Source organism: Colwellia sp. SU-HH01172 (genome assembly GCF_057553355.1).
Window position 1 is genome coordinate 147,267 of the sequence record NZ_BAAJMB010000005.1, and the last position, 22,045, is coordinate 169,311.

Annotated in this window: 16 protein-coding genes; 14 read left to right on the plus strand and 2 right to left on the minus strand. The window is 40.3% G+C overall.

The features are described from left to right. Positions 1-2 precede the first annotated feature (2 nt). The 3 genes from AC27JP_RS14285 (at position 3) to rpoS (ending at position 2,463) form a co-directional block, all read left to right on the plus strand. Positions 3-581, plus strand: a complete 579-nt coding sequence (locus tag AC27JP_RS14285; protein WP_487116224.1) for a YqaA family protein — start codon at positions 3-5, stop codon at positions 579-581. Positions 582-597: 16 nt separating this feature from the next. After that, complete coding sequence (locus AC27JP_RS14290; RefSeq protein ID WP_487116226.1) at positions 598-1,446, plus strand: peptidoglycan DD-metalloendopeptidase family protein; 849 nt, start codon at positions 598-600, stop codon at positions 1,444-1,446. Positions 1,447-1,533: 87 nt separating this feature from the next. After that, entirely contained in the window at positions 1,534-2,463 is a 930-nt protein-coding gene (gene rpoS / locus AC27JP_RS14295; RefSeq protein ID WP_487116228.1) for an RNA polymerase sigma factor RpoS, read from the plus strand. 69 nt (positions 2,464-2,532) lie between these two features. Here the strand turns inward: rpoS and mutS are convergent, their stop codons facing one another. Further along, complete coding sequence (gene mutS, locus AC27JP_RS14300) at positions 2,533-5,100, minus strand: DNA mismatch repair protein MutS (protein WP_487116535.1); 2,568 nt, start codon at positions 5,098-5,100, stop codon at positions 2,533-2,535. 342 nt (positions 5,101-5,442) lie between these two features. Here mutS and recA point away from each other — a divergent pair, with 342 nt between their 5' ends. The 3 genes from recA (at position 5,443) to AC27JP_RS14315 (ending at position 8,582) form a co-directional block, all read left to right on the plus strand. Next, positions 5,443-6,468, plus strand: a complete 1,026-nt coding sequence (gene recA, locus AC27JP_RS14305) for a recombinase RecA (protein WP_487116230.1) — start codon at positions 5,443-5,445, stop codon at positions 6,466-6,468. 171 nt (positions 6,469-6,639) lie between these two features. Continuing rightward, positions 6,640-7,758, plus strand: a complete 1,119-nt coding sequence (locus tag AC27JP_RS14310) for an XdhC family protein (protein ID WP_487116231.1) — start codon at positions 6,640-6,642, stop codon at positions 7,756-7,758. A 173-nt stretch (positions 7,759-7,931) separates the two neighbouring features. Then, positions 7,932-8,582: a response regulator transcription factor gene (locus AC27JP_RS14315; protein WP_487116233.1), complete on the plus strand. Its 651-nt coding sequence runs from the start codon at positions 7,932-7,934 to the stop codon at positions 8,580-8,582. 54 nt (positions 8,583-8,636) lie between these two features. On the opposite strand, the gene AC27JP_RS14320 is transcribed toward AC27JP_RS14315, so the two are convergent. Continuing rightward, a complete protein-coding gene (locus tag AC27JP_RS14320; RefSeq protein WP_487116537.1) occupies positions 8,637-12,197 on the minus strand; it encodes a hybrid sensor histidine kinase/response regulator in 3,561 nt (1,186 codons plus the stop codon). 190 nt (positions 12,198-12,387) lie between these two features. Between AC27JP_RS14320 and AC27JP_RS14325 the strand changes: the two genes are divergently transcribed. From AC27JP_RS14325 to AC27JP_RS14360, 8 genes are all read left to right on the plus strand, one after another. Continuing rightward, positions 12,388-13,428 carry a DcaP family trimeric outer membrane transporter gene (locus tag AC27JP_RS14325; protein WP_487116235.1) on the plus strand — a complete coding sequence of 347 codons (1,041 nt, stop codon included), beginning with the start codon at positions 12,388-12,390 and terminating at the stop codon, positions 13,426-13,428. Between the two features lie 141 nt (positions 13,429-13,569). After that, complete coding sequence (locus tag AC27JP_RS14330) at positions 13,570-14,391, plus strand: ABC transporter ATP-binding protein (protein ID WP_487116237.1); 822 nt, start codon at positions 13,570-13,572, stop codon at positions 14,389-14,391. Further along, positions 14,391-16,370, plus strand: a complete 1,980-nt coding sequence (locus AC27JP_RS14335) for an AMP-binding protein (RefSeq protein ID WP_487116239.1) — start codon at positions 14,391-14,393, stop codon at positions 16,368-16,370. The genes AC27JP_RS14330 and AC27JP_RS14335 overlap by 1 nt, the downstream gene beginning before the upstream one ends. Further along, positions 16,367-17,260 carry a branched-chain amino acid ABC transporter permease gene (locus AC27JP_RS14340; protein ID WP_487116241.1) on the plus strand — a complete coding sequence of 298 codons (894 nt, stop codon included), beginning with the start codon at positions 16,367-16,369 and terminating at the stop codon, positions 17,258-17,260. The genes AC27JP_RS14335 and AC27JP_RS14340 overlap by 4 nt, the downstream gene beginning before the upstream one ends. A 90-nt stretch (positions 17,261-17,350) precedes the next feature. Further along, positions 17,351-18,424 (plus strand): branched-chain amino acid ABC transporter permease, encoded by a 1,074-nt coding sequence (locus tag AC27JP_RS14345; protein WP_487116243.1) that lies wholly within the window; start codon positions 17,351-17,353, stop codon positions 18,422-18,424. Positions 18,425-18,525: 101 nt separating this feature from the next. Further along, on the plus strand, positions 18,526-19,773 hold the full coding sequence (locus tag AC27JP_RS14350; protein WP_487116245.1) for an ABC transporter substrate-binding protein: 1,248 nt from the start codon (positions 18,526-18,528) through the stop codon (positions 19,771-19,773). A 104-nt stretch (positions 19,774-19,877) separates the two neighbouring features. Further along, positions 19,878-20,699 carry an ABC transporter ATP-binding protein gene (locus tag AC27JP_RS14355; RefSeq protein WP_487116247.1) on the plus strand — a complete coding sequence of 274 codons (822 nt, stop codon included), beginning with the start codon at positions 19,878-19,880 and terminating at the stop codon, positions 20,697-20,699. A 64-nt stretch (positions 20,700-20,763) separates the two neighbouring features. Beyond that, the gene (locus AC27JP_RS14360; protein WP_487116249.1) at positions 20,764-22,014 is read left to right on the plus strand and encodes a phenylacetate--CoA ligase family protein; all 1,251 of its coding nucleotides are present in this window, start codon (positions 20,764-20,766) and stop codon (positions 22,012-22,014) included. Positions 22,015-22,045: the final 31 nt, after the last annotated feature.

Consider the following 22,045-nt stretch of genomic DNA (forward strand, 5'->3'; position numbering starts at 1 on the left):
TTGTGAAAATATTTTCTGCATTGTACGAATGGACATTAAAGTGGGCTGAACATAAGTTCGCGCCAAGAATTTTAGCAATACTCACCTTTGCGGAGTCTGTATTCTTCCCAATACCACCTGATGTACTGTTAGCTCCTATGGTGTTAGCGCAACGTGAAAAAGCATGGCGACTTGCTACCTTAACCACGGTAGCGTCCGTTATTGGTGGTATGGTTGGTTATGGATTAGGGTATTTAATGTTTGAACCTTGGATACAGCCTCTTATTACTGAGTTTGGTTATCAGGCACGCTTCGACAAAGCCATGTCATGGTTTAGTGAGTGGGGTGTTTGGGTGGTATTTATTGCTGGCTTTTCTCCTATTCCTTATAAATTGTTTACTGTTAGCGCTGGTTTTTTACATATGGCTTTTCTGCCATTTATGCTAGCGTCAACTATCGGTCGTGGTATGCGTTTCTTCTTGGTCGCAGGTGTTATTCGTTGGGGGGGAGCACCGATGGAGAAAAAAATTAGGCAATGGGTTGATGTCTTAGGTTGGCTGGTTGTTGCCATTATTGTTGTTGCTTATATTGCAACAAGATAGAGGAAGATAATATTTTATGGCGAAAAGGATGAAATTCTATTTATTCAACATTAATCACTTACTGATATTGATTGTGATGTTGGCAATAAATGGCTGTTCTAGTCGCACCAAACCCGCACCGGTTGTTGATGTCCAAGGCTCGCTTCCGTTGAGTCAACGAATAAAAAATAGTGTCACTGGGAGTGAATATATAGTTAAAAAAGGTGAAACTTTATATTCGATAGCATGGCGTGCAGATGTTGATGTTCGCACCCTAGCAAATATCAACAATATTAAAGCTCCTTATAATATTTACCCAAATCAAAAATTATTTTTAAGTAAAAAATCTAGCCAGCCAAGTAAAAATAAAGCTAAGAGTAAAAGCTTTAACTCGTCAAAACAAAAAGTTATAAAAAAACCTATTGCACAGAAGAAAAAGCAGGAGTATGGTGGAAATGTAACTGAGCAAAAAACAAGCAAGAAGGCTCAGCAACAAAAAACTGCGTTTTCACAAAAAATAAGAAAATGGCAGTGGCCTGCGAAGGGAAAAGTTATTCATAAATTTTCCACCGCAAAACAAGGGAATAAAGGAATCGACATTGCGGGGCGACGCGGTGATTCGGTGAAAGCAACTGCAGATGGCAAGGTAGTATATGCCGGTGATGCGTTACAAGGATACGGCCAGTTAGTCATAGTTAAACATAACGACGATTACCTTAGTGCCTATGCCCATAACGATCGCATTCTAGTTAAAGAACAGCAAGTTGTAAAAGCCGGTCAAGTGATTGCTAAAATGGGTGATACTGACGCTGAAAGAGTCATGCTTCATTTTGAAGTTCGCTTTCGCGGGAAATCAGTCAATCCCATGAAGTATTTGCCGAAATAATAATAAAAATTTATCAAGAAATAGATTGGAGCCAACGTGAATATTTAGTCAGTAAATTTAGCAATTGCTAATAGCGGGAGATATAACATGGGCATAAAAAAACAAGTAGAGTGTTCTGATGTTGCGGAAAAAGAAAAGCCAAATAATGCTAAGGCGACATTGTCTGAAGAGACCCCCTCTAATTTAGATGCAACACAAATATATTTAAGTGAAATCGGATTTTCGCCATTATTAACTGCCGAAGAAGAAGTGTACTATTCTCGCCTTGCCCTAAAAGGTGACGAATCATCCCGTAAACGAATGATCGAAAGCAATCTTCGTTTAGTTGTTAAAATTGCCCGTCGTTATAATAATCGTGGTTTACCCTTATTAGATCTTATTGAAGAAGGAAATTTAGGCTTAATTCGTGCGGTAGAAAAGTTTGATCCCGAGCGTGGCTTTAGATTTTCTACTTATGCGACATGGTGGATACGTCAAACCATTGAACGCGCTATTATGAACCAAACTCGCACCATTCGGTTACCTATTCATGTGGTAAAAGAGCTGAATATTTATCTTCGTACCGCTCGTGAACTCGTGCAAAAACTTGATCATGAACCGACCGCTGAAGACATTGCTATGGAACTTGATGTGCCAGTAGAAGATGTCAGTAAAATGTTGCGTTTGAATGAACGTATTGCCTCGGTTGACTCACCCTTTGGTGGTGAAGGTGAAAAAGTTTTACTAGACGTTATTCCTGATGAAAAGTCCGGTGGCCCAGAAACTAAATTGCAAACTAATGATATTAAACATAGTATTGTTGACTGGTTAAACGAGCTTAATTCTAAGCAGCGTGAAGTACTAGCAAGACGTTTTGGTTTATTAGGCTATGAAGCGGCGACATTAGAAGACGTTGGTGTTGAAATTGGTTTAACCCGTGAACGTGTTCGTCAAATTCAAGTTGAGGCGTTAAAACGATTACGTGACATTTTGAGCCAACAAGACTTGTCTATCGAAGCCTTATTTCAGGCACAGTAGTTAAATAGTTATTTCGTTGATAAAAAAAACCAGCAAATGCTGGTTTTTTAGTTTTAGCGAAGGCAACAATTAAACTAATTCTTTCAATTTATACAGTAAATCAAGTGCCATTTTAGGGCTTAAATCATTTACATCGGTTGCACTCAAGGTTTCCACAATGGGATGACTAGTATCCATGAGTGACAATTGCTCAAATGCTTGTGGTTCATTATTCATAATCGATGGCGCTTGCATGTTTTCTAGCTCAGATAGCCGTTGCTTTGCCCGTTGAATAACGGTTCTTGGCACACCAGCCAGTTGTGCCACTTGCAAGCCAAAACTTTTACTTGCCGCACCTTCTTGCACTGCATGCATAAAAACAATGCTGTCGCCATGCTCAACAGCATCAAGATGAACATTGGCTAAGCTATCAATTTGTTCTGCTAATAAGGTTAATTCAAAATAGTGACTGGCAAATAGTGTGAAGGCTTGAGTTTTTAATGCTAACATTTCTGCGCAAGCCCATGCCAGTGATAGACCATCATAAGTGCTGGTACCGCGGCCAATTTCGTCAAGTAGCACTAAGCTTTTGTTGGTGGCATTATGTAAAATATTGGCGGTTTCGGTCATTTCAACCATAAAGGTTGAGCGACCACTGGCTAAGTCATCTGAAGCGCCAATACGGGTGAATATTCTATCAACCATGCCAATATTAGCCGCACTTGCGGGCACGTAACAACCAATGTGCGCAAGTAAAACAATCAGTGCTGTTTGGCGCATATAAGTTGATTTACCGCCCATATTTGGACCGGTAATAATCAGCATTTTTCGGCTATCAGTGAGAACCACTGGGTTTGCAATAAAAGGCTCAACCGTCATTTGCTCAACCACGGCATGGCGACCAGCTTCAATGTTAATACCACTTTCTTCTTGTAACTTAGGCTTAACATAATTTAGTGCTTCAGCACGTTCAGCAAAGGTATTTAATACATCGAGCTCAGATAAAGCTTGTGCCAGTACTTGTAAGCTCTCTAATTCAGGTAAAACTTTATCAAACAATTCTTCGTACAAGCGTTTTTCAAGCGCAAGAAACCTACTTTGTGCTGACAGTACTTTTTCTTCGTGTTGCTTTAATTCATTAGTAATAAAGCGCTCATTGTTTTTAAGCGTTTGACGGCGAATATAATCGTCAGGCACTTCGTTAGCTGAACTGCGGCTAATTTCAATGTAGAAACCATGTACCTTGTTATAACCAACTTTTAACGTTTGAATACCTGTACGGGCTTTTTCACGTTCTTCAAGCTGTGCCAAAAATTCTGTCGCACCATCACTTAAATCTCTAAGTACATCAAGTTCGTCATTGTAGCCTGGTGCGATAACGCCACCATCGCGAATTAATACCGGTGGATTCTCAACAATTGCACGCTCTAATAATGTTTGAACTTCGGGTAGTGGCTGACATTTTGAGACTAATGAGCTTAAGTAGGTTTGTGAACTTGCTTGCATTAATGTTTGGAGATCTGGCAAAAGCATAAGTGCATTACGTAAGCGAGCAAAGTCCCTTGGGCGCGCAGAGCGTAAAGCTACGCGAGCGACGATACGTTCAACATCACCAAATTGCTTTAAGTTACCATTAAGTTCAAAGCTAAGATCTTGCTGTAGTAACTCTGCAATGGCATCTTGGCGATTATTTAGTATGGTAAGATCGCGCAGCGGAAAATGTAGCCAACGCTTAAGCAACCGAGATCCCATAGGTGTCGCGGCTTTATCTAGAATTGCTGCGAGGGTATTTTCACTGCCACCTTGCAGGTTTTGAGTTAACTCTAAATTTCGTCGAGTCGCCGCGTCTAGGATCACTGCGCTTGAAGCACTTTCGGCGATAATTGCTCTGATATGTGGTAACGCTGTCCGCTGACTGTCTTTAACGTATTGAAATAAACAACCCGCCGCAGCAATACCTAGTGGTTTATTGTCAACACCAAACCCTGACAGTGATTTAGTGCCAAATTGTTTGTTTAACAGAGTTTTACTGGTTTCTAAATCAAACTCCCAATCTGGACGTCTGCGCAAACCTTTACGTCCGGCAATAATATTAGTTGCAGTAAGTGATTCTGGGTACAGTAATTCGGCTGGTGATAATCGTTGCAGCTCAGCTTGTACTTGTTCTTCTGTATTTGGCTCGACTAGAACAAAACGGCCACTGGTCATATCTAAATAGGCTAAACCAAAACCTTGAGGGGATTGATGCACGGCAACAATTAAGTTGTCTTGTCGGTCCGTCAATAGTGCTTCATCACTGACAGTGCCAGGGGTTACCACACGCACAACTTTTCGCTCAACCGGTCCTTTACTGGTCGCAGGATCGCCAATCTGTTCGCAAATCGCGACCGACTCACCTAATTTTACTAGCTTAGCTAAGTAACCTTCGACAGCATGATAAGGTACACCGGCCATCGGAATGGCATTACCACCTGTTTTGCCACGCGCCGTTAATGAAATATCTAATAAGTCAGCTGCTTTTTTAGCATCATCAAAGAATAATTCATAAAAATCACCCATACGGTAAAAAATCAAAATATGAGGAAATTCTGCTTTAATGGTCAGGTATTGACGCATCATTGGCGTGTGGGCCGAGAGGTCTTGCGGTATTGTGGTCATCGAAATGCTGTAACTCATAAATTTATCAAGGTATTAAGTGAATAGATTATGCCATAAGGCATGCTTTCAGATCTTTCTATTTTTAATAAATTTAACTGTTATTCAGAAAAAGAAAACACCTGTATAACATCAAAAATCAGTAAGAGTAACTTTTTTAGCTGAAATTTCTAAAAGTTACTAATCGATTTAAATTCCTTATTTTTCAATGGATAAAAAGTACGACAACTTTTATTTTTAAAGTAAAATAAAATAAATTGATAAAAACCTTGATACTGTACGACTATACAGTATACTTTGCTTCATCAAAACGAATTAACCACCTAAATCATTGTGGAGCAATAAATGAGCGACAATAAAGAAAAAGCATTATCAGCTGCCTTAAGCCAAATCGAACGTCAATTTGGTAAAGGTTCAATCATGAAGTTGGGTGATAATCGCAGCATGGACGTTGAAACCATTTCAACGGGTTCATTAGGATTAGACATTGCCCTAGGTGCGGGTGGTTTACCTTTAGGTCGTGTCGTTGAAATTTATGGCCCTGAATCAAGTGGTAAAACAACACTAACGCTAGAAGTTATTGCCGAAGCACAGCGTAACGGAAAAGTTTGTGCCTTTGTTGATGCTGAGCATGCACTTGACCCGATTTATGCGGAAAAACTAGGTGTAAACATTAACGAATTATTAGTTTCTCAGCCGGACACCGGTGAGCAAGCGCTTGAGATTTGTGACATGTTAACCCGCTCAGGGGCAGTTGACGTGATTGTTGTTGACTCGGTTGCGGCCTTAACACCAAAAGCTGAAATTGAAGGTGATATGGGTGACTCGCACATGGGCTTACAAGCTCGTATGCTTTCACAAGCCATGCGTAAGTTGACTGGTAATTTGAAACAATCGAATACCATGATGATTTTCATTAACCAAATTCGTATGAAAATTGGTGTCATGTTTGGTAATCCTGAAACAACAACTGGTGGTAACGCATTAAAGTTTTATGCTTCAGTACGTTTAGACATTCGCCGTATTGGTGCTGTTAAAAACGGTGATGAAATCGTTGGTAACGAAACCCGTGTGAAAGTGGTTAAAAACAAAATAGCTCCTCCGTTTAAACAAGTTGAGTTCCAAATTTTATACGGTGAAGGTATTAATAGCTTAGGTGAATTAATTGACTTAGGTGTTAAAAACGAAATGGTAGAAAAAGCTGGTGCTTGGTATAGCTATAAAGGCGATAAAATTGGTCAAGGTAAAGCTAACGCAGCTAAATACTTGAAAGAAAACCCTGAAATAGCGCAAGAAATAGATACGCGTTTACGTGAAGTGTTTTTAACAAAAAACAAACCAACCGAAGCGATTGAAGAACCCGCTAAATAATTATTAATTTGTTTTAGCGCTATTAAAAAGCCACTTTTCAGTGGCTTTTTTGTTGCATTATTTTACAAAACAAAGCGACTTTTACTGTTGTTTACTTTCCCTTATTACTGTGAAATTTTCTGTAACTTGATATGATGATATTGCCTTTACAAGATTTAAAAGAGGTTTTCATTGTTAAATAACCACGGCCATTTTGCTTTACTCGAACATTACTTTAATCAAGGTGATGAGTTTGACTGGGTAATGGCGACAATCGTCAACAAAGAGGGCTCAAGTTACCGCTCACCGGGAGCTATTATGTTAATTAATAGCCTTGGCCAGTCTTTTGGTTTAGTTAGCGGCGGTTGCTTAGAAGCCAATATTATTCTCCACGCTAAGAAAGTCTTCGATAATAAACAGGCATATTATGTTGAATATGACATGCGTGAAGAAGATGGCTATGCTGCGGAGCTGGGAGTAGGCTGTAAAGGTAAAATAGGTATTTTATTACAGTATTTATCGGCTGAGCATAACTCTTTGCTTGCACAATTATTTCAGCGTTTGCAAAGTGGCGTTGCCAGTTACCTACAGCACATCTATAAAGTGTCAGATGGCAAGGTTAAACAATTAAATACATTAACTTTGTTTGATAGTAAAGGTCAGTTATTAGTTACTACGAGCCCGCATAGCCAAGGTTTTGACAATGAGCAGTTAACTCGAACTGTGGCATTGAATAAACAGCATAGTAATACAATTGTTGAAGCGGGTGAGTTATCGCTGAGCAAAATTTCTGCACCATTTAATTTATGGCTGTTTGGTGGTGGCTCAGATGTTATTCCTTTGGTCTCTATGGCGGCACAGCTTGGCTGGCGTGTCACTGTTGTTGACCATCGTTCCAGTTATGCTCGTCATAGTGTCTTTAAACAAGCATCTGATATTTTTCGAGTTCATCCTGATGATTTTTTCAAGCCTGAGCATGCCGAGCAGGTAAAGTTATTTCAGCAACTAGATGCCGCCGTTTTGATGACACATAACTTAACCTTAGATGCTGCTTGGCTAAAGTTATTACATTCAACTAATCAGGCTAAGTATATTGGCTTACTTGGGCCACTTGAAAGGCGAAGTAATGTTGAAGTGCTTAGTCATATCGATGATAGAGCCTGGTTATCACGCTTAGTTAATGGCCCTGTCGGTTTAGATATCGGAGGAGAGCTCCCCGAGTCTATTGCTTTATCTATTCTCGCTCAGTGTCACAGCGTTTTGCACAATCGCAGTGCTTTGGCGTTGTCGGGTAAGTTTATTAATAGTTAACATTAGCGAGTTTTCTTTATTCATAACAGCTTATTTTTTGTTGGCCTAGTCCTTTAGTCTAGTCTGTCACAATTGTCATTGAAGTTTTCTATAATATTGTTACGGTATCTTGTTAAAAGCAGCTAGCATAATCGCTTGCTTGAAACTAAAAGATCATTAGGTTAGAAAATAAAATGACATCAAATACTAAGATCATTATTGCTGATGATCATCCGCTGTTTAGGCAAGCGTTATCATTAATGCTGAAGTCTAGTTTCGTGTGCTCACACTTACTTGAAGCGGAAACCATCCCGCAATTAGAAGAAAAGCTGGCGAATATTTCTGATATCGATCTAATTTTGCTCGACCTTGATATTCCCGGTGCTCACGGCTTTAACACCTTAAGTAATCTTCGACATCTATACCCAGAGATAGGCGTGGTTGTGATTTCGGGCTTTGAAGACCCCGATACCATAGGCAAAGCGATGAACATTGGTGCCGCTGGCTTTATTCCAAAATCGACACCCGTACCGGAAATGATTAAAGCGATTAATGATGTGATTAAAGGCGAGTTGTGGACACCGGAGGGCAGCTATAATCCCGATGATGAAATACTCGAGCAAGAAGATAAGTTAGCGACGTTAACGCCTCAACAGCATAAAATATTATTAATGTTTGCCGATGGATTACTCAATAAACAAATAGCCTACGAATTAGGTTTATCGGAATCAACAATTAAAAGTCATGCTAGTACTATATTCTTAAAATTAGGTGTTAAAAGTCGCACTCAGGCGGTCATCCTGTTAAATGAACGCCAAATGGCCAATGCTTCTTTTACCTCATAGCAATATCATGTCTTTACAGCAAGTTAGTGAGTTGATTGACTTGGTGCTAGTTTATTATTGAAAACTATCAGAAATATAGTTTTGCTCTAACTGCTTGGTTAACAGTGAACTCATTAAAGCCCGTAATGCCAGCGGTTTTATTATTTTTCTTAAATAGCCAATATCTGCTTGTTGTGCTTGCACTTGCACTGACTCATCGGTTGTTGCGGTAATTAAAATGGCCGGCAACGGATAGTGACTTTTTGCTCGTAAAGAATTGATCAGCTCAATACCGTTGATGTTGTCTTCACACGCGGAAAAAGTGTCATGGTTATTGTGAACGCTTAGATAATCCGTAGTGGTTTGCGCATTAGTTTTAACTTGAGCGCTAAGCCGTTTCTCTTCAACCAGTTGATAATCTACTAATAAAATATCAATCTCTTCTTCATGCGCTTGATAAATGTTAAGCGCTTGCTGTGCGTTGCTTGCGGTGAAAACTCGACACTTCCAGGCTGATAAAAGTTCATTCATGCCTGAAATAACATCCAGCTCATTATCAATACAAAGAACGCCAACGCCCTGTAAAGTCGCACTGGCTTTCATCGGACGTGGCTGCATTTGTTTTGGCTTAGTGGTAATAGGGACTTCGACACTAAATAAACAGCCACAGCCAGCTTTAGAGGTTAAATCAAGGTCATGATGAAGGATATTTGCTAAGCTTTGCGCAATGTTGAGGCCGAGTCCTAGGCCTTTTGGTCCCACTAATTTTGTTGGTAGCTGAGTAAATTGCTCAAATACTTGCTGTTGCTTATCTTCTGGGATCCCAGGCCCATTATCGATAACTTGTATGCATAGATTTTGGCCTCTACGACGGCAGCCTAGTAATACTTTGCCGTGGCTGGCGTAGCGAAAAGCATTGCTAAGAAAGTTTTGCACTATCCTAGCGAGTAAAGTTAGGTCACTTTTGATAAATAATTTGCTTGTTTGGCAATGAAATTCGACCTGATAATCGTTTGTCAGTGCCGAGAATTCTGACTGCAACATATCGAATAATCGTGCTACCGGAATAGCGGAAATGTCAGGACTAATATTACCGCTTTCAATACGGGCTATTTCATTTAAATCGAGCAGTAAATTATTGGCAATTTCAAGCGAATTATCAATTTGCTTTATTTGACTGCGTTCGTGTTCTGACACTTTTGAACTTAAACTAACGGCTGAGGAGAATAAGCGAGCAGCAGAAAGTGGTTGCAATAAATCATGGCTGCAGGCACGTAAATATTGACTCTTTTTTAAATGTGCTTGCTCGGCCTTAAGCTGTGCATTAGCGAGATTTTGGTTCGCTTTTTCCAGCTCTAAATTGGCTTGTTCTAACTCTTTGGTACGCTCAAGAACACGACTTTCAAGGTCAGTATTTTCCTCTTTTAAATAGCTTTCCGCCCGACGGAACTCTGTAATATCGGAAAATATCATGACAAAACCTCCACCCGGTATTGGATTACCCTCAATATGAATAATTTTGCCGTTTGGTAAGGTTCGCTCTGACTTATGCTTGCTACCTTGCCTTATGTATTGCAAACGCTTTTCAACCTGAGCTTCAACATCATGAATATAACGCTTTTGATTACCAAGGTTATAGCGAATTAATTGGCTTATTGGGCAGCCAATATAAATAAAGTCTTTCGGGTAATTAAAAATGTCTAAATACTGTTTATTCCATGCTACTAAGTTAAGGTTACCGTCAATTACAGAAATACCTTCACTGGTATTTTCTATCGCGCCTTGTAATACCGAACGACTAAACTCAAGTTGCTGTGTTGAATTGTCTTCAACTATTTTCGCTACTTGATCAAAGGCAATATCTCGCCCGCCTAAAGCGAAAGAAATTACCAACTTTGCCGATGCCGATCCCATAACGCTAGCCAGTGTATTTTCGGCATGAAACAGCAAAGCTTCATTATAGGTTTTATGCTTTTTGTTTTTATGAATGCTATTAAACTCGCTAAAGCACTCAGTTGCTTTTTCTTGCCCGATAAATCGAGCAACTAGATATTCTAATTCGCGAAAATAAATTTTCGGTTGTTTTGGTAAATGAGATTGAAGATTTGTATCTTTCTTGTAAAAGAACTTACTTTGCATTTCTTCACGAATGCTTTGTCGTGTCAGCAAAGAAACTATGTATAACACCAAAATATTAATACAGAGACCAAACAGCGTAACTATGGTGGTTTCTGGCCAACGGGTATCTGCTAATGGGTGTGGATAAAAGCCCAACTGAGGCAATAAATTAAATAATGCCCAAATTGAAAAGCCACTACCAATGCCCCAAAGTACGCCTTTTTGCGTTGCACGTCGCCAGAAAAAGGCAGCAACTAAGGCAGGGCCAATTTGGGCGATGGCACCGAAAGCAACTTCACCTAATGATGCTAAGGTATCGGGTGGTGACAGCAATAACATGCCATAGCTTAAGGTGATCACGGCCACTACTAAGGCTTTACGGATCAAAAGTAGCCGAGATTGAAAATGCAAAAAATCATGATGCTTTCTTGGTGCTAATTTAAACATTAAAGGAAAAACAATTTCATTACTTAACATGGTACTCAAGGCAATTGTTGAAACTATGACCATCGAACTTGCTGCCGAAACAGCGCCAAGAAAGGCAAAAAGTGACAGCCATACTTGGCCATTATAAGCAGGGAGAAACAAAACATAGGCATCAGACTCTAAAGATTGGCCATAGTTTAATGTACCTGCTAGGCCGATAGGGCCAGCAAAAAAAGCGAAAACTAGAATATAAAGTGGTAAAAGCCAACGTGCAATATTACTGTTTTTTTGTTCTTTGATCTCAACAAACATCACCTGAAATTGACGCGGTAAACAAAGAAACGCTGACATGACTATGATCAGTAAACCAACCATACCAATTAAGTTTTCGCTTTCAAACTGTTGTGCAATGGTGAGTTGGTTTTGTGATTGCTGCCAGATATCTATCGGCGAGTCATAAATAACGAAAGAAACAAAGACCCCAACTAATAAAAAAGCAATCAACTTAACCACAGATTCAAAGGCGATAGCTATCATCACACCTGGGTGACGTTCAGTAACATCTATGGTTCTAATGCCAAAAATAATAGTAAAGCCTGCCAATATGCAGCTAACGATTAACCCTAACTGCCATATCGGGAAGTCTTGATTTTGCTGGAGTATTTTATACGAGTAAACAATGGCTTTAAGTTGCAAGGCAATATAGGGCAGCGTACCTATTAAGGCAACTAAGGTGACAATGAGCGCTAAACTTTGTGATTTGCCAAAGCGAGCAGAAAGTAAGTCGGCAATGGAGGTTATTTTTAATTTTAAACTGGTTTTGATAATGCGTTGGATAAACGGCCAAGCAAAAATAAACAATAAAATGGGCGCTAAATATACCGAAATATAAGTAAAAGAATTATTGGCTGCTTGTGCTGACGTACCTAGAAATCCCCAAGAAGTACAATAAACCCCTAATGAAAGCGCATAAATAATAGCATGCTGTTTTTCGACTAATTTATGGCGATGTTTCCCGCCCAAGTAAGCGATAAGAAATAGCAAACTTATATAGCCAATACTAACACTTACCAATAACCAATTCGAAAACATATCACCCTTATCTTGATGTTTTAAATCGTAAATTTTCCCTATATTAGCGGTTGCTAATTTTCCCGACAAGCCATAGTGCATCACTTAAGACTAAAGGACTAAGCGCAAGGTGCTAAGTCTTATTGCCAATTGTCGATTTTTTCGACTTGCTTAGTATTAATCAAACAAAACACACAGGGGAAATAGCTAGATGTTCAATTCAAATTATAAAAAAGTATTTTTTGCATCTTCGTTAATGGCAGCGACAACTTCGGCGTTTGCAGGCTACGAAATCGACTTAACAGATAATGATAAACTAACCTTTGGTGGTTACATTAAAATTGATGCCCGTTATGTTGATGGTGATGTGGCTTATCGTGATTTTTGGATTGGAGATGGCGCAGCACTAGCAGAAGATGCATCACAATTTAAAATTTTTGCTAATGAAACTCGTTTTAATACTAAGTATGTTCACGGCGATGTTATCGGCTTTATTGAAATGGACTTTTGGGGTGGCGGCGGTAACGAAATTGTTTCCAACTCAGCACATCCTCGTATTCGTCATGCCTTTGTAAAATATAAAGATTTAACCGTTGGTCAAACCTGGTCAACTTTTATGAATACCAGTGCAATTCCAGAATCTGCCGACTTTGCTGGTGCCACAACCGGCTTAGTGTTTATCCGTCAAGGCCAAGTGCGTTACAACATCGGTAATTTTCAAGTTGCACTAGAAAACCCAGAAAGCTGGGGCGGCGACACGGCTAACGATAGTGTGCCTGATGTTGTTGCACGTTATAACGTTAAAGGCGACTGGGGCAGTGTTTCAGTTTCTGGTTTGGCACGTCAATTAAATACAACACTAGGCAATAGCGAGTCGGCATTTGGCGCCTCAATTGCTGGTCGCATTAAAACCGGCGGTAAAGATGATATTCGCTTCCAAATTCATAAAGGCGAACTAGGACGCTACGTTGGTGTAGCCGCTGTGAAAGATCTTTATGGCGAAGAGGTGGAAGATTTGACTTCTGTACTTGTCGCTTATCGTCATTTTTGGAATGAATCCCTTCGTTCGACTGTTTTGTACGGCAAAGTTGAAGGTGATGTATCTGACCGAGAACGCACACAATGGGGCGTTAACCTATTTCAAAACCTAACCAAAGAACTGGCTGTCGGTATCGAAGTGGGTAACTTTTCAATTGATGAGTTAGATAAAGACTCGAACTACGTGCAGGCAACCATGAGATACATGTTGTAAACCCTTAGTGTCCTTTAATTTTGAAATTTACGTAACTTTCCCAATCGTTGTTACGTTTTTGGGAGGGGGCTTGCTCCCCTCTCTTTTTTCAAAGCATGAGTTTTAGAATTTTTATTCCCATTCGAATTTAGGAGGTTGAGTATGACAACGTCAATACTCAATATAGAGCAAATATCATTGGCTTTCGGTGGCGTTAAAGCGTTAACCGACGTTAGCTTTTCAGTCAAAAAAGGCTCAGTTTTTTCCATTATCGGCCCAAATGGCGCTGGTAAAACCTCAATGCTCAACTGCATTTCTGGTCGCTACCGTCCAAATAGCGGCAAAATTTCTTTTGACGGTAAGGACGTGACACATTTACGCCCTAATGATCGTGCAGACCTTGGTATGGGTCGTACTTTTCAAAACTTAGCCTTGTTCGGTCACATGTCAGTGTTAGATAACATTATGGTTGGCCGCCACCACCTATTAAAAAATAACTGGCTTACAGGGCCATTATATTGGGCATCTGGCGCACAAAAAGAAGAGTTAGCCCATCGCCGCAAAGTTGAAGAAGTTATCGACTTTCTTGAAATTTCCCATATTCGAAAATCAGTTGCTGGCACCTTGTCATACGGTTTGCGTAAGCGTGTTGAATTAGCTCGAGCCATGGCACTAAACCCGAAACTCATTTTACTTGATGAACCTATGGCCGGCATGAATTTGGAAGAAAAAGAGGATATGGCCAGATACATCCTGGATTTAAATGAAGAGTTTGGCATTACCGTGGTGATGATTGAACACGACATGGGTGTGGTGATGGATATTTCTCATGAGGTGATGGTGCTTGATTTTGGTAAGAAACTTATTTCAGGTTTACCTGATGAAGTGATGGCCGACCCTTATGTTAAACGTGCTTACTTAGGACTTGAAGAAGACGCTGATGAAGCTGAAACATCTCAAGTGAAATTAGAGGAGGTGAGCTAATGACTCAGCACATTCAACACAATAATCAGCAGCAAAATGATTTTGAGATGGGGCAGTTAAATACTTTCCCTAAAATATTACAGCATAATGCCGAAAATTGGCCTGATGATGTTGCCATGCGCGAGAAAGAGTTTGGTATTTGGAATGAGTTCACTTGGCACGACTACAACAACCGCGTTAAATGGTTGGCGCTCGCCTTATTAGATATGGGCATAACCAAAGGTGACGCTGTCGCCTTACTGGGTGATAATCGACCGGAATGGGTTTGGGGTGAAGTTGCTGCTCATGCCATGCGTTGCTATTCGTTAGGCATTTATCAAGACTCAATGCATGAAGAAGTGGTTTATCTACTAGATAGTAGCGGCGCCACTGTAGTGATTGCTGAAAACGAAGAACAATGCGATAAGTTGCTTGAACTTGGCGATGACATTCCAAAAGTAAAATTTATTGTTTATTGCGACCCAAGAGGCATGCGTAAATATAACGACTCGCGCTTGGTTGACGTCAATGTACTTTATAAGCTTGGGCAAGAAATTGACAAGGCCAATCCAAAGCATTACCAGCAATTACTTGATGCTACTACACCGGATGATATCTCCATTTATTGTACTACTTCGGGCACTACTTCTAAACCAAAAATAGCGCTACTTAATGGCGGTAATTTCGTTAAACATTGTAGTTCCTATTTGAGGGCCGATCCTCGTAATGCAGGTGATAACTATGTTTCTGTTTTGCCGCTACCTTGGATCATGGAACAAGTTTATGCGGTTGGCCAAGCGTTAATTGCTCGTCAAATTGTCAACTTTGTTGAAGAGCAAGAAACCTTGATGTCAGATCTTCGTGAGATCGGGCCAAGCTTTGTGTTATTAGCACCGCGAGTTTGGGAAGGCATTTTAGCCGATGTTCAAGCACGGATGATGGACTCAACACCGCTAAAAAGAAAGCTCTTTAATTATGCGATGAAACTGGCTGAAGCGAGCCAGGCCGAAGGTAAAAAATCTTGGTTAGCGGAAGTGTTGCTGATGAAAGCATTGCGTGACCGTTTAGGTTTTTCATTTTTAAAGTCTGCAGCAACCGGTGGTGCCGCCATGGGGCCAGATACTTTTAGGTTCTTCCAAACCATAGGTGTGCCTTTACGTCAGCTTTACGGTCAAACAGAAATGTGTGGTGCTTATACTATTCACCAAGAAGATGATGTTGACTACGACAGTGTTGGCGTTGCTTTTGATAACGCACAAGTGAAAGTGATTAATACCGATGAAGCCGGTGTTGGTGAAATTATCTCGAAAACTGTCGGTATGTTTACCGGTTATTTAAATAATCAACAAGCCTACGACGAAGATGTGGTTGATGGCTGGATGCAAACCGGTGATGCCGGTTATTTTAAACCTTCTGGTCATTTAGTGGTTATTGATCGAATCAAGGATCTTGCCTGTACCAGTAATGGCGCACAGTATTCGCCACAGTATATTGAAAACAAACTGAAGTTTTCTTCGTTTATTGGTGAAGCGGTTATTTTAGGCAAAGACAAACCTTACCTTTCTGCCATTATTTGTATTCGTTTTAGCATAGTGGCTAAGTGGGCTGAGCAAAATGGCTACGCATTTACCAATTACACCAATTTATCTACCTTGCCAGAAGTTTATCAAAAGCTAAGTGAAGAAATATCACGCGTGAATGAGTCACTACCTGAAGCCCAGAAAATTCATAAGTTCTTATTACTTTATAAAGAACTTGATGCTGATGACGGTGAATTAACCCGCACGCGTAAGGTTCGTCGTGGCGTTATTGCCGATAAGTATGGCGATATTATTTCATCAATTTATGACGACAAAGACCTTGTTGATATTGACACCGTTGTAGTTTTCCAAGACGGCACTAAAACCCGTATTCAAACGCAACTTCAGGTGAAATCACTATTGCCTAGTCAACCATCAAATGCTTTTGAGCAAACAAATATTGAACGGAGAGCATCATGAATTTCGAATTGTTAATCCAGCTTATCGTTAATGGCCTAATTGTTGGCTTGCTTTATGGCGTGGTCGGAATGTGTTTTGTTTTGGTTTATAAATCAACACAAATAGTTAACTTTGCTCAAGGTGAATTCTTACTAGTAGGTGCTTGGATTTGTTGGGCTGTGCTGGTGTATTTAGAGTTACCTTTTGTCGTAGGTTTTCTGCTCACCATGGTGTTTATGGCGGTTTTTGGCATTTTGATACAAATGATTGTGCTTAGGCCGATGATAGGTGAACCGATTATTTCTGTGATCATGGTCACGATAGGTTTGTCGATATTTTTCCAAGCATTGATGAAGTGGATATTTGGTGTTTCAGCACAAAGTTATCCGAAAGTATTTGAAACCGAAAGTATTCAAATTATGGGCTTAAATATTGAAGCTGCTTACTTAATGAGTACCGTTATCGCCTTAATTATTATGGTGGCATTCTACCTATTTTTTAAACACTCCAAATATGGCTTAGCGATGCGTGCCACGGCGTTCGACCAACAAATTGCGCAAAGTTTAGGTATTTCAGTAAAACAAGTTTTTGCCATGAGTTGGGGCATAGCGGCAACCGTTTCGGCAACCGCAGGTGTGGTTATCGCTATGGTCAGTGGGGTATCAAATTCACTGTCAATGATGGGCATTAAAGTCTTTCCAGCGGTTATTTTAGGTGGTTTAGATTCCATTGTTGGAGCAATTGTTGGTGGTTTGATCATCGGTGTTTTAGAGAACGTTGCCGAGTTTTTTGATAGCCAATACCTGCAAATTGGCAACATGTATGACATCGCACCATTTTATGTACTGCTGATTATTCTTTGGTTTAAGCCTTACGGTTTATTCGGCACTAAAGATATCGAACGAATTTAAAGGTTCGCCATTTTACGAACTTATAAGGCGCTGCAACAGCTAACGTAGCGCCAATTAACAGCGAACAATATTGAATTTTAGGAGTTTATTATGTCGAGTTTAACGATGCGACCGTGCGGTGATTTTCGCACTAGCTATAAACAAGATAATACTATTTTTGAAACAAAAACCATTAAACATTTTGCCATTATCGCGATCGCATTATTGTGTGCAGCACCGTATTTGGTCGATGCATATTATTTAACTTTATTTATTCAAATATCTTATTTAGGTATTGCTGCCTTAGGTTTAAATATCCTCGTCGGCTATACCGGGCAAATCTCATTAGGTCATGGTGCATTTTTTGGCTTTGGTGCGTTTGCCTCGGCATGGCTGAATATCTCATTTGGTATTCCGGTGTTTCTTTGTATCCCACTTGCCGGTTTTCTAACCATGGCCGTTGGTATGATGTTTGGCTTGCCAGCGTCCAGAATCAAAGGTTTGTATTTAGCCATAGCAACGTTGGCGGCACAGTTTATTTTAGAAGACTTTTTTGCTCGTGCTGAGTGGTTCTCAGGCGGCTCAGCAGGTTCTTCTGCTGACCCAATTAGCTTATTTGGTTTTGCATTTGATACCGACGAAAGCTTCTTTTATATCGCACTTTTTGCCTTAGTGTTTATGTACATCTGGGGTTGTAATTTAATGCGAAGTCGTGAAGGGCGAGCCTTTATTGCTGTTCGCGACCATTACCTTTCCGCTGAAATTATGGGCATTAAGCTCAACAAATATCGCTTGTTGTCGTTTGGTGTTTCTTCATTTTATGCCGGTATTGGCGGGGCGTTATACGCGCATTATTTAGGTTACGTATCGGCTGAAGGTTTCACGCTGTTCATGTCAATTCAGTTTCTCGCCATGATCATCATCGGTGGCCTAGGTTCAATTAAAGGCACCTTAATGGGCGTGGTGTTTATGGTCTTTCTACCAGAAGCGCTGGAGGGTGGCGTTGGCCTAATGAAAATGACCGAGTGGGGCAATATTCCTATGGTGGTTGACGGCTTAGCTTACATCAAAGAGATGGCGATAGGGTTAGTGATTATTCTATTCCTTATTTTTGAGCCAGAAGGCATGGCACATCGCTGGGGACAAATTAAAAACTATTGGAAGTTCTACCCGTTTTCTTATTAGTAGGCTCCAAAAGCTAAAAAATTAAAATAACAAAATCAGTACAAATATTAATACAACAAGTCATTGGCAATATAGCCATTTAAAAGAAGAAGGAAATAGTCATGCAAGATAAAGCAAAATTAAGTTCTCTATTCGTATGCTGTGCTTTGGGAATGAGCAGCCAAGCTTTCGCCGAAGATTCAGTATTTGTTGGCCACTTAGCCGATATGTCGGGTCCAACTGCCTTTGTCGGTAAAAACTATGCCGACGGTGTGCGAGATTCGCTTGCCTATATTAACGCCAATGGTGGCATTAAAGGCACAAAATTAGAGTATGAAACAATTGACTATGCCTACAAAGTACCCCAAGCCATAGCCTCATATAAAAAATGGCACTCACGTAAAAAAATGGTAGCAATGCAAGGATGGGGAACCGCTGATACTGAAGCACTAATTTCATTTGTCGCGAGAGATAAAACGCCGGTTTTTTCAGCGTCATACTCAGGCCATTTAACCGACCCTACTGGCAAAAACCCGCACACTAAAAAGCCTGCACCTTATAACTTTTTCTATGGCGCTTCGTACTCTGACTCTTGTCGTGGATTAGTGCAATGGGCGGCAAAAGACTGGCAAGAAAAAGGCGGAAAAGGTAAGCCTAAATTCACCCATATTGGTGCTAATCACCCTTTCCCTAATGCACCAAAAGCTGCCTGTGCTGAATATGCAACCGAGCTAGGTTTTGACGTTCAGCCATCAGTGGTTATTTCCATGAAACCCGGTGACTTCAAAGCGCAATGTTTAAGTTTAAAGAGCTCAGGATCAAATTACGGCTACATCGGTAACTTAGGTGGCTCAGTACTTTCACTGGTGAAATCTTGTAATACCGTAGGTACCGACATTCAGTTTATGTCAAATATTTGGGGCGGTGATAAGAAAATATTTAGTGCTGCTGGCGAAGGCATTAAAGACTATGTTTTCCCAACGATGACACCGTTTTGGACTGATCAAGTGCCTGGCATGAAGCTGGTTAGAGAAATTTCTAAACAGTCAGATAAATCAGGCCAAGAGCAACGTGTGCATCATTACATTCGTGGCGTTTGTTCAACTTTCTTTATGAAAGAAGCAATGGAGTGGGCTAAAGATAATGGTGGTATTAGCGGTGAAAATATCAAAAAAGGCATGTATGCCCGTGATAACTGGGTACCAGCAGGGCTTGAAGGTGTTTGTTTAGCGGCTAATTGGAGCAATGACGATCATCGTGGCATCAATCAAGTGAATATTTATAAAGGTAACTATAACGGTGGTGATATCGCGGTAGAAAAAGTATCACAAGTAACCCTAGATCGTCGTGATGACTGGTTAGGCTACTAATTTACACCTTGTCATAAAGGCTATTTTGTTGAGCAAAGTAATGGCTTTGCTCAGCTATTAATTAACAAAGTTTATCAGTAAAACATTATTTATACGGAGTATGTATGTCACAAGCGGCTGCAAAACTACAACCAGCATCACCAATATTAACGGTGAATAATATTGAAGTTGTTTACGATGAGGTTATTCAAGTACTTCGAGGTGTGAGTTTAGATGTACCTGATGGTGAAGTTGTTACTTTATTAGGTCCCAACGGTGCGGGTAAGTCGACTACGCTAAAAGCAATATCAGGCCTATTGAAAACTGAAAATGGTGAAGTAACCAAAGGTGATATCACCTTTATGGGCGAAAGAATTGATAGTAAAAATGCAGAGGACGTGGTTCGTAGCGGGCTATTTCAAGTCATGGAAGGGCGTCGTATTGTTGAAGATATGACTTCGCTAGAGAATCTTAAATTAGGGGCGTTTACCCGTAAAGATTCACAAATAAATCAAGATATTGAAATGGTTTATCACTACTTTCCAAGGCTGAAAGAGCGCACTGGTTTAGCGGGCTATTTATCGGGTGGTGAACAACAAATGTTAGCGATTGGCCGAGCATTAATGGCACGACCGAAAATGATTTGTCTTGATGAACCGTCAATGGGATTATCGCCTTTATTGGTAAAAGAAGTGTTTGGCATTATTAAAAAAATTAACATCGACCAAGGCATTACTATGCTGCTAGTTGAGCAGAATGCGAACTATGCGCTGCGGGCAGCAAATTATGGTTACATCATGGAGTCAGGAAAAATTGTCCTAGATGGTACGCAAGAGCAGCTGATGAGTAATGAAGATGTAAAAGAATTCTACTTAGGTGGTGGTAATGAAGAGCGAAAAAGCTTTAAAGGTTTGAAGTCATACAAACGCCGTAAGCGTTGGTTGTAACCCTTGTATTCCATAGAAGCCAGTCCGTTTTTACTGTAATTGTTAGCAAATTTATTGAGCCACTATGACACATTTTTATCACCAAAAAGAGAATATTGCCGCAACTGTTCGAGAGCAAACGTTATTTTCCCAATTACCTGAGTTTGTTGCATTGGTTAAGCAACAATCGAGTTATTACCAAGAACTATTGGCGAGTGTTGATGCAGAGAATGTCACTTCTCGTGGGCAACTGGCAAAGCTGCCGATCACTCGAAAGTCAGATTTAATGCGCTTACAAAAACAGCAGCCACCACTAGCGGGTGTAAATACAGCTAATGGCACTGTTAGTCGAATATTCCAATCACCAGGGCCGATTTATGATCCTGAAAATTGCCAGCAAGACTGGTGGCGTATGGGCCAAGCTTTTTATGCCGCGGGTTTTAGAGCAGGTGATTTAGTGCAAAACTGTTTGTCGTATCATTTAACCCCAGGTGGCTTTATTCTTGATTCTGGTGCTAGAGCCTGTGGTTGTACGGTAATTCCCGCAGGGCCAGGGCAAACCGAGCAGCAACTAGACATCATAGAGGATTTAAAGCCACAAGGTTATTGCGGTACACCTTCTTTTCTCAATATTTTACTGAGCAAAGCACAACAGCAAGGCCGTGACATTAGTAGTGTTAAAAAGGCTTTAGTCACTGGTGAAGCATTGCCCCCTGCACTGCGTGAAGAATTTACTGATGCTGGTATTCATGTTTTGCAAGCTTATGCTACGGCTGATATTGGCTTGATTGGATATGAAAGTATTGCTGATGATGGTTTAATTATCGCCGAAGACTTAATTGTTGAAATAGTTCGCCCTGGCAGTTTAGCGCCAGTGGCTGATGGCGAAATTGGTGAAGTGGTTGTTACTAGCTTTAATAAAGACTACCCATTAATTCGCTTTGCTACCGGCGATTTATCGGCAATTAAGCTAGGAGAAAGTGCTTGTGGTCGAACAAATATGCGCATTAAGGGCTGGCTAGGTCGTGCTGATCAAACCACCAAAGTTAAAGGTATGTTTATTCATCCTGAACAAATCGAACGTGTACGACTGACAACAAATTATTTTCCGAAAGCGCGCTTAACGGTAACTCAGCATGAACACCAAGATAAAATGCATCTGCAATGTGAATTCGATAGAGAAAACTGCGCTGAAAATAATGTTGAACTACTGTTAACTGAGCTTGCTGATAATTTAAAAAAATTAACTAGGCTCAATGGTAGCGTTGAGTTTGTTAGCGTCGGTAGCTTGTTGGATGACGGTAAAGTGATTGATGATCAAAGAGTTATAGGTTAGATTTTCAAAGAATAGTGGTCATTTCAAAAAA

What these genes read in the sequence shown, in the direction of transcription:
- AC27JP_RS14320 (WP_487116537.1), bottom strand. Translation starts at nt 12,197, where the DNA reads ATGTTTTCGAATTGGTTATTGGTAAGTGTTAGTATTGGCTATATAAGT.
- AC27JP_RS14290 (WP_487116226.1), top strand. Translation starts at nt 598, where the DNA reads ATGGCGAAAAGGATGAAATTCTATTTATTCAACATTAATCACTTACTG.
- AC27JP_RS14345 (WP_487116243.1), top strand. Translation starts at nt 17,351, where the DNA reads ATGTCGAGTTTAACGATGCGACCGTGCGGTGATTTTCGCACTAGCTAT.
- AC27JP_RS14350 (WP_487116245.1), top strand. Translation starts at nt 18,526, where the DNA reads ATGCAAGATAAAGCAAAATTAAGTTCTCTATTCGTATGCTGTGCTTTG.
- mutS (WP_487116535.1), bottom strand. Translation starts at nt 5,100, where the DNA reads ATGACCACAATACCGCAAGACCTCTCGGCCCACACGCCAATGATGCGT.
- AC27JP_RS14325 (WP_487116235.1), top strand. Translation starts at nt 12,388, where the DNA reads ATGTTCAATTCAAATTATAAAAAAGTATTTTTTGCATCTTCGTTAATG.
- recA (WP_487116230.1), top strand. Translation starts at nt 5,443, where the DNA reads ATGAGCGACAATAAAGAAAAAGCATTATCAGCTGCCTTAAGCCAAATC.
- AC27JP_RS14340 (WP_487116241.1), top strand. Translation starts at nt 16,367, where the DNA reads ATGAATTTCGAATTGTTAATCCAGCTTATCGTTAATGGCCTAATTGTT.
- AC27JP_RS14360 (WP_487116249.1), top strand. Translation starts at nt 20,764, where the DNA reads ATGACACATTTTTATCACCAAAAAGAGAATATTGCCGCAACTGTTCGA.
- AC27JP_RS14335 (WP_487116239.1), top strand. Translation starts at nt 14,391, where the DNA reads ATGACTCAGCACATTCAACACAATAATCAGCAGCAAAATGATTTTGAG.
- AC27JP_RS14330 (WP_487116237.1), top strand. Translation starts at nt 13,570, where the DNA reads ATGACAACGTCAATACTCAATATAGAGCAAATATCATTGGCTTTCGGT.
- rpoS (WP_487116228.1), top strand. Translation starts at nt 1,534, where the DNA reads ATGGGCATAAAAAAACAAGTAGAGTGTTCTGATGTTGCGGAAAAAGAA.
- AC27JP_RS14355 (WP_487116247.1), top strand. Translation starts at nt 19,878, where the DNA reads ATGTCACAAGCGGCTGCAAAACTACAACCAGCATCACCAATATTAACG.
- AC27JP_RS14315 (WP_487116233.1), top strand. Translation starts at nt 7,932, where the DNA reads ATGACATCAAATACTAAGATCATTATTGCTGATGATCATCCGCTGTTT.